12 protein-coding genes, 1 tRNA gene and 1 other annotated feature are annotated in these 13481 nt (G+C 49.7%); of the genes, 7 read left to right on the plus strand and 6 right to left on the minus strand.

Annotated elements, in window-relative coordinates; genetic code table 11:
• Positions 1 to 174 precede the first annotated feature (174 nt).
• From OKB77_RS01030 to OKB77_RS01050, 5 genes are all read right to left on the minus strand, one after another.
• Positions 175 to 819, minus strand: coding sequence for a hypothetical protein (locus OKB77_RS01030; RefSeq protein WP_270816817.1), 645 nt, complete (start codon positions 817 to 819; stop codon positions 175 to 177).
• On the minus strand, positions 816 to 4223 hold the full coding sequence (locus tag OKB77_RS01035) for a hypothetical protein (RefSeq protein WP_270816818.1): 3408 nt from the start codon (positions 4221 to 4223) through the stop codon (positions 816 to 818). The genes OKB77_RS01030 and OKB77_RS01035 overlap by 4 nt, the downstream gene beginning before the upstream one ends.
• Positions 4220 to 5641, minus strand: a complete 1422-nt coding sequence (locus OKB77_RS01040; protein WP_270816819.1) for a tyrosine-type recombinase/integrase — start codon at positions 5639 to 5641, stop codon at positions 4220 to 4222. The genes OKB77_RS01035 and OKB77_RS01040 overlap by 4 nt, the downstream gene beginning before the upstream one ends.
• A 156-nt stretch (positions 5642 to 5797) precedes the next feature.
• Positions 5798 to 5871, minus strand: a tRNA-Arg gene (locus OKB77_RS01045).
• Positions 5872 to 6031: 160 nt separating this feature from the next.
• Positions 6032 to 7186, minus strand: a complete 1155-nt coding sequence (locus OKB77_RS01050) for a flagellar assembly protein FlgT (RefSeq protein WP_265775717.1) — start codon at positions 7184 to 7186, stop codon at positions 6032 to 6034.
• Positions 7187 to 7392: 206 nt separating this feature from the next.
• On the opposite strand from OKB77_RS01050, the gene OKB77_RS01055 reads away from it, so the two are divergent.
• Positions 7393 to 8013, plus strand: a complete 621-nt coding sequence (locus tag OKB77_RS01055; protein ID WP_005338718.1) for a FlgO family outer membrane protein — start codon at positions 7393 to 7395, stop codon at positions 8011 to 8013.
• A 10-nt stretch (positions 8014 to 8023) separates the two neighbouring features.
• Entirely contained in the window at positions 8024 to 8449 is a 426-nt protein-coding gene (locus OKB77_RS01060) for an LPP20 family lipoprotein (protein WP_005349622.1), read from the plus strand.
• 76 nt (positions 8450 to 8525) lie between these two features.
• Here OKB77_RS01060 and pheA read toward each other — a convergent pair whose 3' ends face one another.
• Positions 8526 to 9698: a prephenate dehydratase gene (gene pheA / locus OKB77_RS01065; RefSeq protein WP_005338715.1), complete on the minus strand. Its 1173-nt coding sequence runs from the start codon at positions 9696 to 9698 to the stop codon at positions 8526 to 8528.
• Positions 9699 to 9736: 38 nt separating this feature from the next.
• Positions 9737 to 9858, minus strand: a sequence feature (Phe leader region).
• A gap of 170 nt (positions 9859 to 10028) precedes the next feature.
• Between pheA and OKB77_RS01070 the strand changes: the two genes are divergently transcribed.
• The 5 genes from OKB77_RS01070 (at position 10029) to OKB77_RS01090 (ending at position 13369) form a co-directional block, all read left to right on the plus strand.
• Positions 10029 to 10640: an HAD family hydrolase gene (locus OKB77_RS01070; protein ID WP_005338702.1), complete on the plus strand. Its 612-nt coding sequence runs from the start codon at positions 10029 to 10031 to the stop codon at positions 10638 to 10640.
• A gap of 18 nt (positions 10641 to 10658) precedes the next feature.
• Entirely contained in the window at positions 10659 to 10937 is a 279-nt protein-coding gene (locus OKB77_RS01075; RefSeq protein ID WP_005338699.1) for a DUF6482 family protein, read from the plus strand.
• A 79-nt stretch (positions 10938 to 11016) separates the two neighbouring features.
• The gene (locus tag OKB77_RS01080; RefSeq protein WP_019445107.1) at positions 11017 to 11853 is read left to right on the plus strand and encodes a hypothetical protein; all 837 of its coding nucleotides are present in this window, start codon (positions 11017 to 11019) and stop codon (positions 11851 to 11853) included.
• 106 nt (positions 11854 to 11959) lie between these two features.
• A complete protein-coding gene (locus tag OKB77_RS01085; protein ID WP_058057847.1) occupies positions 11960 to 12532 on the plus strand; it encodes a DUF3157 family protein in 573 nt (190 codons plus the stop codon).
• 189 nt (positions 12533 to 12721) lie between these two features.
• Complete coding sequence (locus OKB77_RS01090; protein ID WP_064338601.1) at positions 12722 to 13369, plus strand: hypothetical protein; 648 nt, start codon at positions 12722 to 12724, stop codon at positions 13367 to 13369.
• Positions 13370 to 13481 lie beyond the last annotated feature (112 nt).

The raw sequence follows: 13481 nt of genomic DNA on the forward strand, positions 1-13481 counted from the left end.
TAGAGGATGCGCAGGAGTTGGCTGACCATCAGGGAAAGAGGATTTTATGGAAGACCCTACAGCGCGTTGAGTTGAAAAGGAGCTAACCTTGATACAAATGGCAGTACGTACTAAAAGTAGCTTAAAAAAGACACCAGCTTGAGGCCGGTGTCTGGCGATAGAGAGGACTGTAGACTATATTTTCTTCGCTAACCATTTAAAGAATTTTGGGAACTTTGATTTGCTAATAATGGCTTCATCACTCTCCCAGTCATAAATAACGCCATCTTTTAATTCAAATTTTATATATTCAAGCTTTAAAATTAACTTATAAAGTTCATTGAATAAGTCCTCGTAGGTTTCCCCTCCTGAAACTTCTATCTTTTCTACTCTGGATTTTTGCATCGAATATTTTTCTGAATATTCAAGTGCTAAACGTTTTTCAAGTAGAGCATCAGCCTCATTAAGCTTCCTTGTTAGCTCTTTTATTATGAGTTCCTTCTCCTCAACTTGTTTTTGTAAGCTACGTTGGACAAGATTAAACTCAATTGCAAGGTCTTTTTTTTGGGCAACCGTTTCAGGGCTGACTTTCACAAGATATTTAATTAATAAATCGTCATATTTTTTATTTCTACGTATAGTTGAGCTAGCAACAGGTTGCCCTTCCTCTTCGCTAAGTTTTTTAGCAACATATTCACTTAGTTTTGTCCTGTTAGGGAACTTTACTTTAAGAGGGATTAGCTCCATTAATATTTTTGAGATTCTTTCTGCCCGAGCATCAGTGGTCTCGGAATAATATGCTTGTAGTGATTTAGCCTTGTCTTTATTCGATATTTTCATTTGAACTCACCAATTTTGATGCTTGAGGTAATCAAAGCTGGATTTGTTAGCTTTTTAGCCAGTTGAGTTTCATTTATTCTATTCGTATCACATATAATTTTAATTAACCGAAGGGCTACTTCTGCTTCGCTATTTGAGTTATCTTCCAGTATTTCAATAGCTTCAATGTTCTTATTCATAAGAGCAGTAAGTTGGCGATTAAGCTTGCTCGCTTCTCGCTCAAGCTTGGGGGAGGTCATGGTACTAACACCATCTGACTCTATGAGTCTATCAATGATGTTTTGCCCCGAAAAAGAACCTGATATATGTTTCACCAATTTATCATTTTTTGAACCAGTATAGAAATTACGAGAGTTAATATGGATGGACAAAAACTGATGCCGCGCATACCACCCACTAACTGATTTTATAATTAATTGCCTGTCCCTTTTTAGGCTCTCTTTTTCTGCATCCAAGAGATTTGATCCATTTTTTATTTGCTTAGTTAAATCTACTGCAATATCTCCGAGCCTTTTCAATTCAACGCCAATAGCAACCGCATGGTCACAGCAGATGATAGCGTAAGGACAGATGGCACAACACTTTTCACCAGCTAGAGCTGCTATGACATCTTTAGGGCATTCATTATTAAATGGACATATGTGTGTTCTGTTGAATGATATTTCGTTTGCTGATGCTTGAGATAGTGTCTCAATAGGTGAGCGCATACCGCTAACTGCGATTGAAGACATACTGTGGCAACCGAAGTCGTTGATGGCTGTACCTTGTTCATGCCTTTTTAGGTATTCATTTTCATCAACTCGAATTTCATTGATAGACGCAATTCTGGCAGTTTCATTGCGATTCTGATCTAGAATTGATGGGGGGAATTGCTTTTTAAGACCACTTGCATCATGAATTGATCTGATTAAAGCTGATTCCTCATGTGTGTTTATTGTGTAATATCCTACAACTTTTTCTGATTGTCCGGTACAAATCTCACCTACCGCTTTTGGACTCGCCAGCACGGAACAAACACTGTCAAAAGTGACCCTGAGAGAATGTGGAGTCCATACTACTGCACGCTTAAGTGGAGTGAATGCATGTCCTACTCCGGTGGACTTGTTTCTCAATGTTGCTGTGTAGTCTTGTTCCGCATGAACAAAGTTCTTCGTGTTTCTAAATGTTGTTTGGTTTGCATACAATGGAAGCCAATATAGAGAAGATTCAAAATCTATTTGTTCTCGATTTTCCAGCATCATTTTTTTGTTATGTGCTAGTAGGCACTTTTCAAACTCAAGCAGTAAATGCAACAAAAAACTGCTCTCGCGGCCTCTTTGGGTGTTATGATAATGTGAGGTATTTAGCGGAGTTCTTTGTAACAATGGGAGGATCGTAGGCCACTTTGAAGAGCTCTCTCCATTGTAATGGATTGGTTCGTTAAAACCGACTCTATTAACTTTCATTCTTAGCCGTGCTGCTCGATCTAAGAGGCGCATAACATGACCTGGAATTTGACTTGTATATGGCTCTGTTTTTGCCTTGTCGGTGTTGACGTATAAGTCTACAAAATCGTCATCTGTATATTCATTCTTGCAGCATTGAGAATAGTTTCTGACATCCAACCATAGGATATTTGAGTCTCTCAAGCCGCTCCATGCCATTACAGTCATGTTTACCAGACCATGATACTGAGTAAACTTAACAGGATCCCTCCAGTCTTCAATATTGAAATCTAGCAACCACGAAGCATTAAATTCTTCTATATGAACCTTGTGTTCTAACCACTCGATAGTTTTATTTACCTTGAAGGTATGTTTGTTTTTTCCTTTGTTGAAAATGACATTCTCTGCATTATCGAGAACTACTTTCGTTACTTCACAGAGATACATGCGAAGCAATATCCAATAGTCTAAACTAATCTTTTCTTTTACTGTATGCTTATATGAATAACCCTTATGTGAATCTTTATCGAAATCCGAAATCGGGTTTGATTCTAATTTACATGCAGGAACCCCTGAAAACTTAGAAATTATATAGTCAAAATATCTCTGAATACAAGCTATTGTATCTCGTCCGGCATTGGTTTTTAAATAACCTTTAGATGCGCTCTTTTCTTCTGTGATTGCGTAGATGTAATCCAATAGTCCAACTGGATAGATTGTGCCTTCATGCTCACCAAAATGTACATGCTCCATTGTCTGTGATTGTGATACGAAAACAAAACTTAGGAATTCTGCCGGCGAGGAAGGGTATTTAATCGGTGTGTTTGGATGACTCCTAAAAAATGTAGGAAGGTAGTCAAAGAGATAAGAATTTAGGTATGCCAATCTAGATTCGTGTGTTTTTTTTGTTCCTGATTCGGTTGCTGATGCCACGAAATCTAGTTGAGTCTTCTTCCAATAATTATCCTGTGATAATTCAGATGGCCGAAAGCTCAACAAACTATCTCGAACCGAAAATGTATATTCACCAAATGAAATAAAAGAAATTTCTCGAAGGGTTGTTTCAATTTCATATTCTTGTGCATTAATATGATGGTTAGTCAGCTTTTTTACATCACTGGCGGTTGATGTAACTTTGATGAGATTTTTTTCCTTGTTTTTATCCAAAGGTGATTCTATGACAAATGAGTTCTTGGCTAGTGCTTTTTCATACCCAGCTCTCAATGTGGATCCGTTTGCTAAATCCAACATCTCCAAAATAATTAAGTACGTGATAGTGCTTATTTTGTTTTGAAGGTCATTGGTTGATATGTAGTACCTAGCAGCCTCTTCATTAGCATTATAATATTCGATTAGAATATCTACGGAAACGTTATCCAATGAACTGGTTTTAGAGTATGTTAACGCCTCTATCATATTCATTGACGCACGCTGCCTAGTTGAGCGCTTATCATTGCTTAAATCATCTATGAAAGGTCTATATTTTTCAGGTAAAAACTCTCTTAGCTCTGCATATCTAGGAGGCGTGGATGCCATGTAAACATGAGCCACACTGCTAACAATTAAACCTCGCACATAGAACCATCTAAATACATTTGGTGTCGCAGGGAGGTGTATTTGATGCCCGAAGCGTAGAGAAATATGCCCTTCAAATGAAAGATGGATAAACAGAAAGCTAATGATCAGGTAGATCATCGAGTCTGCTTTTTGACCATGAGTATGGTTCACTCCAATGAACCTGACCATATTTATTTTGTTTTCTATTGAGCTATCATTCTTTTTGAAATACAGTGATACGTCTTCAATGTGTTTAAGCCAGTTATATCTTCTAAGGCTTGCCAATACTAACTTTGTAAGGTATTCACTACGACAGTTATTCCAGTCATATTCATAATCTTCATCAAACGCTTGCTGCAACCATTTTTCAGCACAAGCGGTTGCATCATTAATATTTGTTATGATTTTTGTATCAACTCTCATGACTTAGTTCCCGCAATCAGATCTGAAATGATTTTTTGTTTATGCTCCAAAAGCATATTTTTGTCACTGTTAATTGATTTGTTTTGCAAAACAAGATTGGCTAATCTCATTTTTTCTTGAGCTACTATTTTGTCTGTAACCGCATATTTTTTTGTTGATTCAATATTTGCATGCCCCATCATATTTTGGACTTCGAGAAGACTAAAAGAGTGTCCATCTGCTGTTCTATGAAAATTTAATAGCCAGTATCCGTAGAAGTGGCGGAGTGAATGTAATGTATATCTTTTATCTATGTTGTTTTTTAATGGACATTCTATAGTCTCTTGAATCTTTTTAAACGAACTACCTCTATTAGATCTAGACGTTGCGAAAAGCGGTCTGCCACGGCTGCGGTTTGAATTAGTAACAAATAGATAGTTATGTTCGAGACCTTTTGGTCTTTCAAGTCGAAGGTATTTTGTGATGGACTCAAAAAATATTTTATTGAATGGATAAATAAAGTAAGCTTCTTCTGTCTCTCTTCCCTTAAAGGATAATCTATTTATATCTTCATCCTTTATGCCTTCGAAGCACTCGATTCGATTGCGATAAGAGAAAACGTTGAGAGTTTCATTCACAATATCGACATCTGTAACAAGAAGCTGTGTCGCCTCACTGACCCGCAGACCAGTTCCAAACATCAGTGCCCATAGAGCTCTATCTCGGTAGGTCGGGGCTGCATCAAGGAGCGGCTCTATATGTGATACAGGGAAGTATTTGTATTCAGCCGTATGTCCGCCTTTTGGCAAGGCTTTAATGCTAAATAAACGAGTTTTTGTGTACTTTGCTCCACCGCGCATTACCTGGCAAAGAACGGATTGCTGTTGTAATCGCTTTCGTTCTGAAAGGCTTAATTTTCTTCGTGTAAGCAATTCTGCATGGATGTTCTCTGAGGGAACATCTATGTCAATGAGACCTAGCATTTTGGCCTCTTTGAGTTTTTGGTGAGCGTTAGCAGATGCGTCAATAAAGCCGTTCACAGAGCTCAGATTGCGATTGGCACTCTGTGGCTTGATTGGGGTATGGCCTGTAGCTGTAGCCGTGTCTCGCGCGATTGGTGCTGACGAATTGCTGCCGAGTGTCAGGTAATCAGGGTAGGACAGTATGATCTCTGCAAGTAGTGTGCTGTCGGTCTTCGCTCTTTGCTCAAAGAACAACTCCTGAGCGTTGATTACGTATTCAAGGAAAACCTTAAGGTCAGCAGCAATTGCATCAATTGTGTTCTGGGAACGCTTCTGATTGGCTACTTGCTCAGAAATTATTGTATGCAAATAGTCTGCATAGAAAGGGATGCTCTCTCCAGTCTCTGTGTCTAGAAGGTCATACCCCTTCATTCCAAGAGAGCCAATGCCAATTGCGACCTTTGCAAGTTTGCGCACCAAATCACCTTTGCACGTATCATTATGGAGTGCAATAGTAGTTTGCTTGTGCTCTTAGTGCAATAGATGAGCTGATAGATAAAAAAAAGGTGATACGCGTTTAAGCGAATCACCTTTACTTTTTCCATACAACACATTGTTTTATGGAGGAAAATTCCGAGACGGTGGGGCACGATCCCACAACCTTCCCCTTAGGAGGGGGATGCTCTATCCAATTGAGCTACGCCTCGATAACAACCTACTCTATCATGTTTTCTATTGCACTAAAACCTATAGTACATAAGAACCAGTGGCCTGTCCCTTAGGAGGGGACCGCTCTATCCTGCTGAGCTACGGGAGCTGTGTGGCGGGCATTATACAAGAAGCAACTCCCTTTTAAACCCTTGATTCTTATTCCAATACTGCCAAATCCCCGTTCTGGATGTTAAACGGCGAATATTTGTTCTGGCTGCTGATGATGGCGCCATCGTCGAACACCTGCACCACTTCGAACAGGCCGTCGGCCGGGTTGCGCATCATGCGCGATTTGCCGTAGGGGTCGATAAAGTCGGCGTTGTGCTGGATGCGGAACTGGTCGCCGAGCTTGACACCGTTGCGCCGTCCCAGATTGATGTAGGGGCCGCGTTCGTTCTGGCCGACCACTCTTGCGGTGACCGGGGCACAGGTGAGCTGGGCTACCAGATCCTGAGCCGCCTGTTGCAACTGGTAGTTGACCTCCTGGCCATAACTTGACTGCCAGAACTGGCCGCTGCTGCTGCCCACTTGCTCCCGCTTGCCAAAGGTCCAGGTGGCGCGCCCTTCGTAGACCTTGCGGTTGACCAGACTGCCGTTGATGCCATCGAACAGGTAGAGCTGCATGCGAAAGTTGCGTACGGGATCCTCATACCAGCTGGTCAGCTGGTTGCCCTGCGGCTCGATGGAGAGATCATCGATGCTGCCGAGCACCAGATACTGACTGTCGGTGCGCAGGCTGAGCGCCTTGATCTCTTCGAGGGCACTGCGATCCCCCTGTTGCAGATGCAGCGGATCGATGCGCAGGTTTTCATCCAGCCACTGGCGCACCGCGACCCCTTGCGGCGCGTTGGCGAGGGTTTCGAATAGCCGGCGCGAGAGGTTTTTCGGCATGTCGTCCATGGCGCCGTAGCTGGCTTGGTCCGGATAGCGCATCCGCAGCCTGACCAGTGTCAAATCCTTGGCGAAGTGCTGGGTCTGGCAGATCTGGCGCTCGGCCTGAATGTCGGCCACTAGCGTGATATACATGCGGCCGTTGCGCACCTCTTCCCGCTTGAGCCGGTACTGGCGAATGTCACCGCCGGAGCGGATCTGGATCTGCTCGGATCGCAGGCTGCCATTTTCCAGACGCTGGACGCTGGAAACAGCCGCGCCGCTGGCCAGCAGCGCCTGACGCAGGGCGTCGCGGGTCGCCTGCTCGCGGGCATAGACTTCATCGCCCCCCAGAATGGCGGCGCTGCCCTGCGCTTCGATAAGCTCTGCGCGGGCGCTCAGGCTGGCCAGCAGCAGGGTCAACAGCAGCGGTAATTTCATAGCAGATACCTTGAGTTGGCGGGCAGCCGAGCCATTTTGAGGAAATGACGCCTGCTGGCCGACATGGATCACAACACGTTCCAAGTGGCAGCGCACGTTGGCGCTGACGATGACTATTAAAAAGCAAGAATCATGCCTCATTCCCGGCTCAAGCTTTGTCCGGCGCGTCCGATAATAAGTCAGGTGCAGATACAGGAAAGGTATCCATGAACAAACTCATCACGGCGTTGGCGCTTGCCCTGGCATTGACCGGGTGTGGCTCCGACCCTATCAATCGGGATCAGGGTGACCCCCGCCAGGCGGCGCAGGGGATGGAGCTCAACTGGCTGGTGGCGCGCATGACCGATCAGCTGATGGAGCGCAAATCGCTGACCACTCTGACCGAACCCATCGCGGTGGCCTCTTTCGTCGATCTCGATACCCTGCAGGATACCAACTGGATGGGGCAGCAGATTGAGGAGAGCTTTATCTACGAGCTCAACCGCCGCGGCGAGGTGGTGGTGGACTTCAAGCTGACCGGCAGTATCAAGGTGACGCCGCAGGGGGACTTCGTGCTGAGCCGCAACTATAAGGAGCTCTCCTCCCGTTTGCCGATCTCCCGCATTCTGGTCGGCACCTTCAGCCGCAACAGCAAGGGGATCCTGGTCAACGCCCGCGTTATCGACATGCGCACCAAGATGGTGGAGACCACTGCCCAGAGCCTGATCCCGCAAAAATATCTGTTCGGTGCCAACAACTCGTTTGGTCGGGCATCGATCAATCGCGGTTATCTGATGCGTGACAGTCAGGCCCGGCCGGGCGGTCATCTGGTCAACCTGACCCCGTGAGGAGCGAGTCATGAAGATCCTGTTTGGTTGCCTGTTGGCACTCTTGCTCACCGGTTGCAGCTACAACCGGGTGGTGGATTACACCCAGGGTGGTAAGCCCGATGATTTTCCGGTGCTCAAGGCGGTGGGCTATGCGGTGATCGACATCCAGCCTGGCCCCTCCCAGTCGGAGAAGATGCTGCAAGCCATTCGCGCTTCCAAGATGGATGCATATCGCGAGCTGGCCGAGCAGCTCAATGGTCAGCAGGTGCGCGGCCAGAGCAGCTATCGTGACCTGACCCAGACCTCCAACTCGCTGGATGTGTCGGTCGCCGGTGTGGTGCGTGGTGCCCGGGTGGTTGCCTCTTATCCGCGCGGCAATACCTATGCCACCGAGATGGAGCTCGATACCCGTGCCCTCTACAACATCAACCAGCTGATGGCGGGTCAGTTCTGAGTTGATTGCCTGAGCTGAAAACAGGCATCAAAACAAAAGGCGAGCAGGGTGCTCGCCTTTTGTCGTTGTGGGCTGGTTAGCTCCCCATCAGCACCGGCGGCACTGCGGTGGGTTTCACATCCTCGCTCGGGTAGCAGCCAAGCACCTTGATATAGCGGGTGATCTTGGTCAGCTCCACCAGTGCGGCCTGCATCGCCGGGGTCTGCAGGTTGGCGGAGACATCCAGATAGAACATCTCTTCCCACGGGTTGCCCTGCACCGGACGGGATTCTAGCTTGGTCATGTTGATCTCGTGGCTGCGCAGTACCAGCAACGCCTCGACCAGCGAACCCGGCTTCTGGGAGGTGGACATGATGAGAGTGGTCTTGGCCGGGATCTGCGGTGCCACATCGATGGGCTTGCGTGCCACCACGATGAAGCGGCTGTAGTTCTCTTTCTGGTTGGCGAGCTGCTCGGCCAGCACGTCCAGACCATACAGTTCACCACCGGCGGCGCTGCCGATGGCGGCGGCCTCCGGGCTTGCCAGTTCTTTCACCTTCATCATGGCGCTGGAGGAGGAGTCGCAGATCTCGTGGCGCGCCCCTTCCAATTTGCTCAGATAGTGGGAGCACTGCTGGAACACCTGCGGGTGGGCATAGAAGGTCTTGATACGGCCAAGCTCGGTCGGTACGGCAGTGAGGATGCAGTGCTCAATGGGGTAGGTGAGCTCGCCGACGATGGAGAGGCTGGTGTGCTGCATCACATCATAGACTTCGTTGATGGAGCCCGAGCTGGTGTTTTCGATGGGCAGCACGCCAAAGGCGGCGCGGCCCGACTCCACCGCATCCAGTACTTCACGGAAGTTCTGGCAGTTCACCTCGATCACCTGATCCTTGTAGCGCGCCAGATATTTGCGGGCGGCCAGGCTGGAGTAGGAACCGCGCGGCCCCAGATAGGCGACGCTGGTCATCGGCTCCTGTTGCTCCGGGTTGAGCAGGCTCTGCAGATAGGCCTGCTGGGAGAGCACAGAGTCTTCGATGATGGTGTGATAGATGCGAGTGATGTACTGGGCATCCAACCCAAGCACGCGCCCTTTCTGGATCAGGGCGACCAGCAGCTCCTGCTCCCGCTGGTGGTCACGAATGGGGCGCGGGTTGGCTTGCTTGGCACGGGCCACCTCGATGCTGAGGGTCTTGCGTTTCGCCAGCAGGGCAAGCAGCTCCTGATCCAACCGGGTGATGTCTTGTCTGATCTCGTCGAGCGTTGCCATGATTGTTCCCTATCAAAGTAATCGATTGATATTAATGCAAAAAAAAGCCTCCGCTAGGGGAGGCTCGATTCGTCTTTGCTTTCTGTTCACACGACGACAGGCCTTCCCTCAAGCGGGCCGGATAAACGAGAAAGCAAAGAAGAATGGTGCGTGCATAGGTGTGTCCTTGAAGTAACGTCATAACCATTAAGGGATTTGCCGGTCTGATGCAAGTAAAACTTGCCCGCGGGCGGGGATGGGGGCAGGGTATCCGGTTAAGAAAATGGCGTATGAGCGATGCTCTATTGACTCTGTTTTGATGACTGAAACCCAGTGGGGGAGGTAAAGACGATGGCGATTATTTTCGATCTGGGGCGGGTGGTGGTGAGCTGGGATCCGGTAGGCATAGTGCGTTCGGTGCGTGGCCCGCAAGGGGCCGAACAGTTGGCTGAGCAGCTCTTTAACCACCCGGATTGGCTGGAGGTAGACAGAGGCACCATGTCGCTCCACACCATGGCCCGGGAAGCGCAAGCGCGCACCGGCCTCTCGACGGCGGAGAATCTGGCCATTTTACAGGCAGTTCCCGCTTCCCTGCTGCCAGATCCCGCTATGCTAACCCTGATAGCCGAGCTGCACGGGGCGGGGCACACTCTGTATGCCCTCTCCAACATGGGTCATGCCAGCATCGACTGGTTGGAGCAGCATCAGGATTTCTGGCGCTTCTTCAGCGGCAAGGTGGTCTCGGCGCGGGTGCGGATGATGAAGCCGGAGCCGGATATCTACCGCTATCTGCTGGTGTCGTTCGATCTGAAACCGGCAGAGTGCATCTTCATCGATGACAGTCCCGCCAACATTGCGGCCGCCGAGGCCCTCGGTATCAGGGGGATCGTCTTTACCGACGCGGCGAGTTGTCGTCAGCAACTGGGTGAGCTGGGCTGTTTGCCCGCCACCGGCAAGGGGTGATGCCCCTCTAGGAGCACTATGGAGCATGGCCGGTTTCGCAATTGGCTCAGTCACTATCCCGAGGCGACCCTGATCATCGCCTGCAAGGATGGCAGCGGTTATCAGCTCTGTGTTGAGGCAGAAGGAGAGTGCCTCTGCCTGACCGACAGTGAGGGAGGGCGCCTGACCTTCACCTCGCTGGATCAGGCGCAGGGTTTCTTGCGAGCCCATCGGGTTCACCAAGCAAGATTACGAATTTATGACGCCCAAAATGAAGATTTAGCAGCAGAATCACAGGAAATAATCATCAAGTTTTAATTTTAACCAGACTCTTTAAGGGTCTATTCAGTTTGTTTGCCGCACAATACTGCACCTGTTCATCATCCGGAGCTGTTTAATGGGTGCCAATGTAGTTGTACTGAATCAGGGATATGATCACTCTTTTCAAGCCAGGGAACAGCTGCTGATTGAGCGACTGGCTAGTTTTGACGAGCTGGTTGTCTCTTTTTCGGGACGGTTGGAATCCTGCTACAGCATCGAGCTGTGCCGCGCTGCCGGTGTGAAAATCCACGCAATTACCCTCGATAATCCGACCCGCAGTCGCAGCGAAGTGGCCCGAGCCCGCCGTTATTGCCAGCGTTATGGCATCGATCACTGGGTCATCAAGAGTGACGAGATCGTCTTTTGCGATCGCCTGCCAAATATTGAAGGGCTGATCGACCCGGTTCGCCGCATTGGTGAGTATGTGCAGACTCGTCCGGAATGGGCTCATCTGCCGTTGCTGGTTCCGGCAGCGGTGGAGGAGCGTGATGATTATCTTGCCCAGTTCGGGTCTCTGCCTGCCAACTCAATCTGGTTTTTTGCCGACAACGGATTGATGCGCCGCGATTATCGTTACGGCTTCAACAAGCGTCAGCTCGGTCGTTGGGGCAAGGGGAGCAACGGTTGCCTCAGCAATCGCTTCACCAATCCACGGCAGCTTGAGCAGCGTTATCTGCGAATGGTGGATCAGGCCGAGCAGATGCTGGCCGACATGGGGCTGGACGAGGCACAGGTCTTTTTCCATACCCTGTGTGACTGCTCCACCACCCTGGCCCGGGTGCGTCTGCCCGAACACCAGCGTGCGCAGGCCTTTGATATGCAATCGGATATTTTGTCTGCCCTCAAGGGGAGCAAGTTCGATCTGGTGACCCTGGATATGGCACAGAAAGAGCGACACGATCTCGCCATCTAGCCTGCGGGCAAGCGATGCGGGTGCCAGAACGTGAGTGCCGTCATAGGCAAGGGGCGACGGGACTGTTTATACTGTCGCCCTTTCACCCGTTACCGAGCTTCGCCCAATGAAACCCTTCTCCCGTCTGCTGATTGCCCTGTGCCTCTCCCCCGTACTGGCGCAGGCTGCCCCTCTTTCTCAGGTGACGCTGCCCGATGGTCGGCAGGTTCAGCTCAACGACGACTTCACCTGGGAGTATCTGGTGGTCAAACCGGCCGAGTCCGTACAGGGCGTGGCTGCTGATGGGAAGGCCGGGGCCGTGGTGGCCGTCGCTGCTCCGGTGCTGACAGATCAGGCCAAGGCCAATCCGGAACTGCTTGCCCAGATGGCGCGTGACGGTGTGGTGGTCAAGCTGGACAAGATCGAGGGATCTGACCCGCTGGTGCTGACCTTTATGGTGAGCAATACCGGCACCCGCAATGTGGTCGGGGTGCGTGGCATGGTGACCCTGTTCAGTGCTGACGGAGTGCAGCTGAGCCGTCAGGAGGCCCGCTTCTGGGTTGCCGAGAACCGCCTGCCGGAAACCTATCTGCGCAAGGGGCAAGCCCGTCCGTCGCTGGCCCTCGAGATCCCCCGTCCTGCCGGATTGACCGGTCAGCCGCTGGTGCGTGTCGAAATTGACGAGGTGGTCTTCCGCTGATTTGGCGTTGTTCCGGCCCATGCAAACCGTGTGGGCCGGCAACTTGTTGCCGCTGACACCCCCTGCAATATCTGCTTACATCTGACATGGTTCTGCAACAGCTTGCAGCTCGGCAAGCCGGGAACCTGATCGCACAATGACTCCATACCAGCTCGCTAGCAACGGGCCCAATCACATGGAGTTATCATCATGAAAAAAGCAACTGTCTCTCTTCTGGTTCTGGCCGGGTTTGCCTCTACTTCCGTCCTGGCGCAGGATGCCTTCAGCTACGCCAAGGGCGCGGCTACCTGGGCGCACACCAAATCCGACTATCTGAACAACAACCCGCTGTTCCCACGTGATGCCAGCAATCAGGGCACTCGCGATTTTGGCGGTGTGACGCTGGATCTCTCCAAATCGTTCTCCAACAACTTCTACGGTCGTCTGCTCTCCGAGGGCACCTCTGCCCAGCACGGCAATGACAGCATGGGTATCGGCAGCCTGGGTATCGGTGTTTTCACCCCGCTTAGCACCGGCTTGAACCTCTACGGTGAAACCGGTCTGATGGGTTACACCATGGAGCGCGAGCAGGCGTATGACGTCAAGGGTTGGGATCTGGTGAGCCGCAAGAGCAGTGGCAGCATGTACGGTGAAGTGGGTCTGCGCTACGACATCGGCAATGTCGAGCTCTCCACTGCCTACCGCTACGCCAACATGACCGACGATATGCACGACTTCAAGGTGGGCGGTGCCTACAAGCTCAACCAGAATTGGGCGCTGACTGCCGATTACACCTATCGCAACTGGGATCTGCAAAAAGGTTCCATCTCCAGCCTGGGTGTGAAGTACAGCTTCTAATTCTCCTTCCCGTAGTCCGTAGTGTCTTGTTTTTTACCCATGGCGTTCGCCATGGGTTTTTTCTTTTTCCGGTGATCCTCTTTTTCTCCTTGTGTCGTATTGGTCGCAAATA

It is taken from the genome of Aeromonas sp. Y318-3, assembly GCF_027706185.1.
GTDB lineage: Bacteria > Pseudomonadota > Gammaproteobacteria > Enterobacterales > Aeromonadaceae > Aeromonas > Aeromonas veronii.

Bases quoted from the DNA above. Each gene is read 5' to 3' on its own strand.
- OKB77_RS01030 (WP_270816817.1), bottom strand. From the start codon at position 819: ATGAAAATATCGAATAAAGACAAGGCTAAATCACTACAAGCATATTAT.
- OKB77_RS01035 (WP_270816818.1), bottom strand. From the start codon at position 4,223: ATGAGAGTTGATACAAAAATCATAACAAATATTAATGATGCAACCGCT.
- OKB77_RS01050 (WP_265775717.1), bottom strand. From the start codon at position 7,186: ATGAAATTACCGCTGCTGTTGACCCTGCTGCTGGCCAGCCTGAGCGCC.
- OKB77_RS01055 (WP_005338718.1), top strand. From the start codon at position 7,393: ATGAACAAACTCATCACGGCGTTGGCGCTTGCCCTGGCATTGACCGGG.
- OKB77_RS01060 (WP_005349622.1), top strand. From the start codon at position 8,024: ATGAAGATCCTGTTTGGTTGCCTGTTGGCACTCTTGCTCACCGGTTGC.
- pheA (WP_005338715.1), bottom strand. From the start codon at position 9,698: ATGGCAACGCTCGACGAGATCAGACAAGACATCACCCGGTTGGATCAG.
- OKB77_RS01070 (WP_005338702.1), top strand. From the start codon at position 10,029: ATGGCGATTATTTTCGATCTGGGGCGGGTGGTGGTGAGCTGGGATCCG.
- OKB77_RS01075 (WP_005338699.1), top strand. From the start codon at position 10,659: ATGGAGCATGGCCGGTTTCGCAATTGGCTCAGTCACTATCCCGAGGCG.
- OKB77_RS01080 (WP_019445107.1), top strand. From the start codon at position 11,017: ATGGGTGCCAATGTAGTTGTACTGAATCAGGGATATGATCACTCTTTT.
- OKB77_RS01085 (WP_058057847.1), top strand. From the start codon at position 11,960: ATGAAACCCTTCTCCCGTCTGCTGATTGCCCTGTGCCTCTCCCCCGTA.
- OKB77_RS01090 (WP_064338601.1), top strand. From the start codon at position 12,722: ATGAAAAAAGCAACTGTCTCTCTTCTGGTTCTGGCCGGGTTTGCCTCT.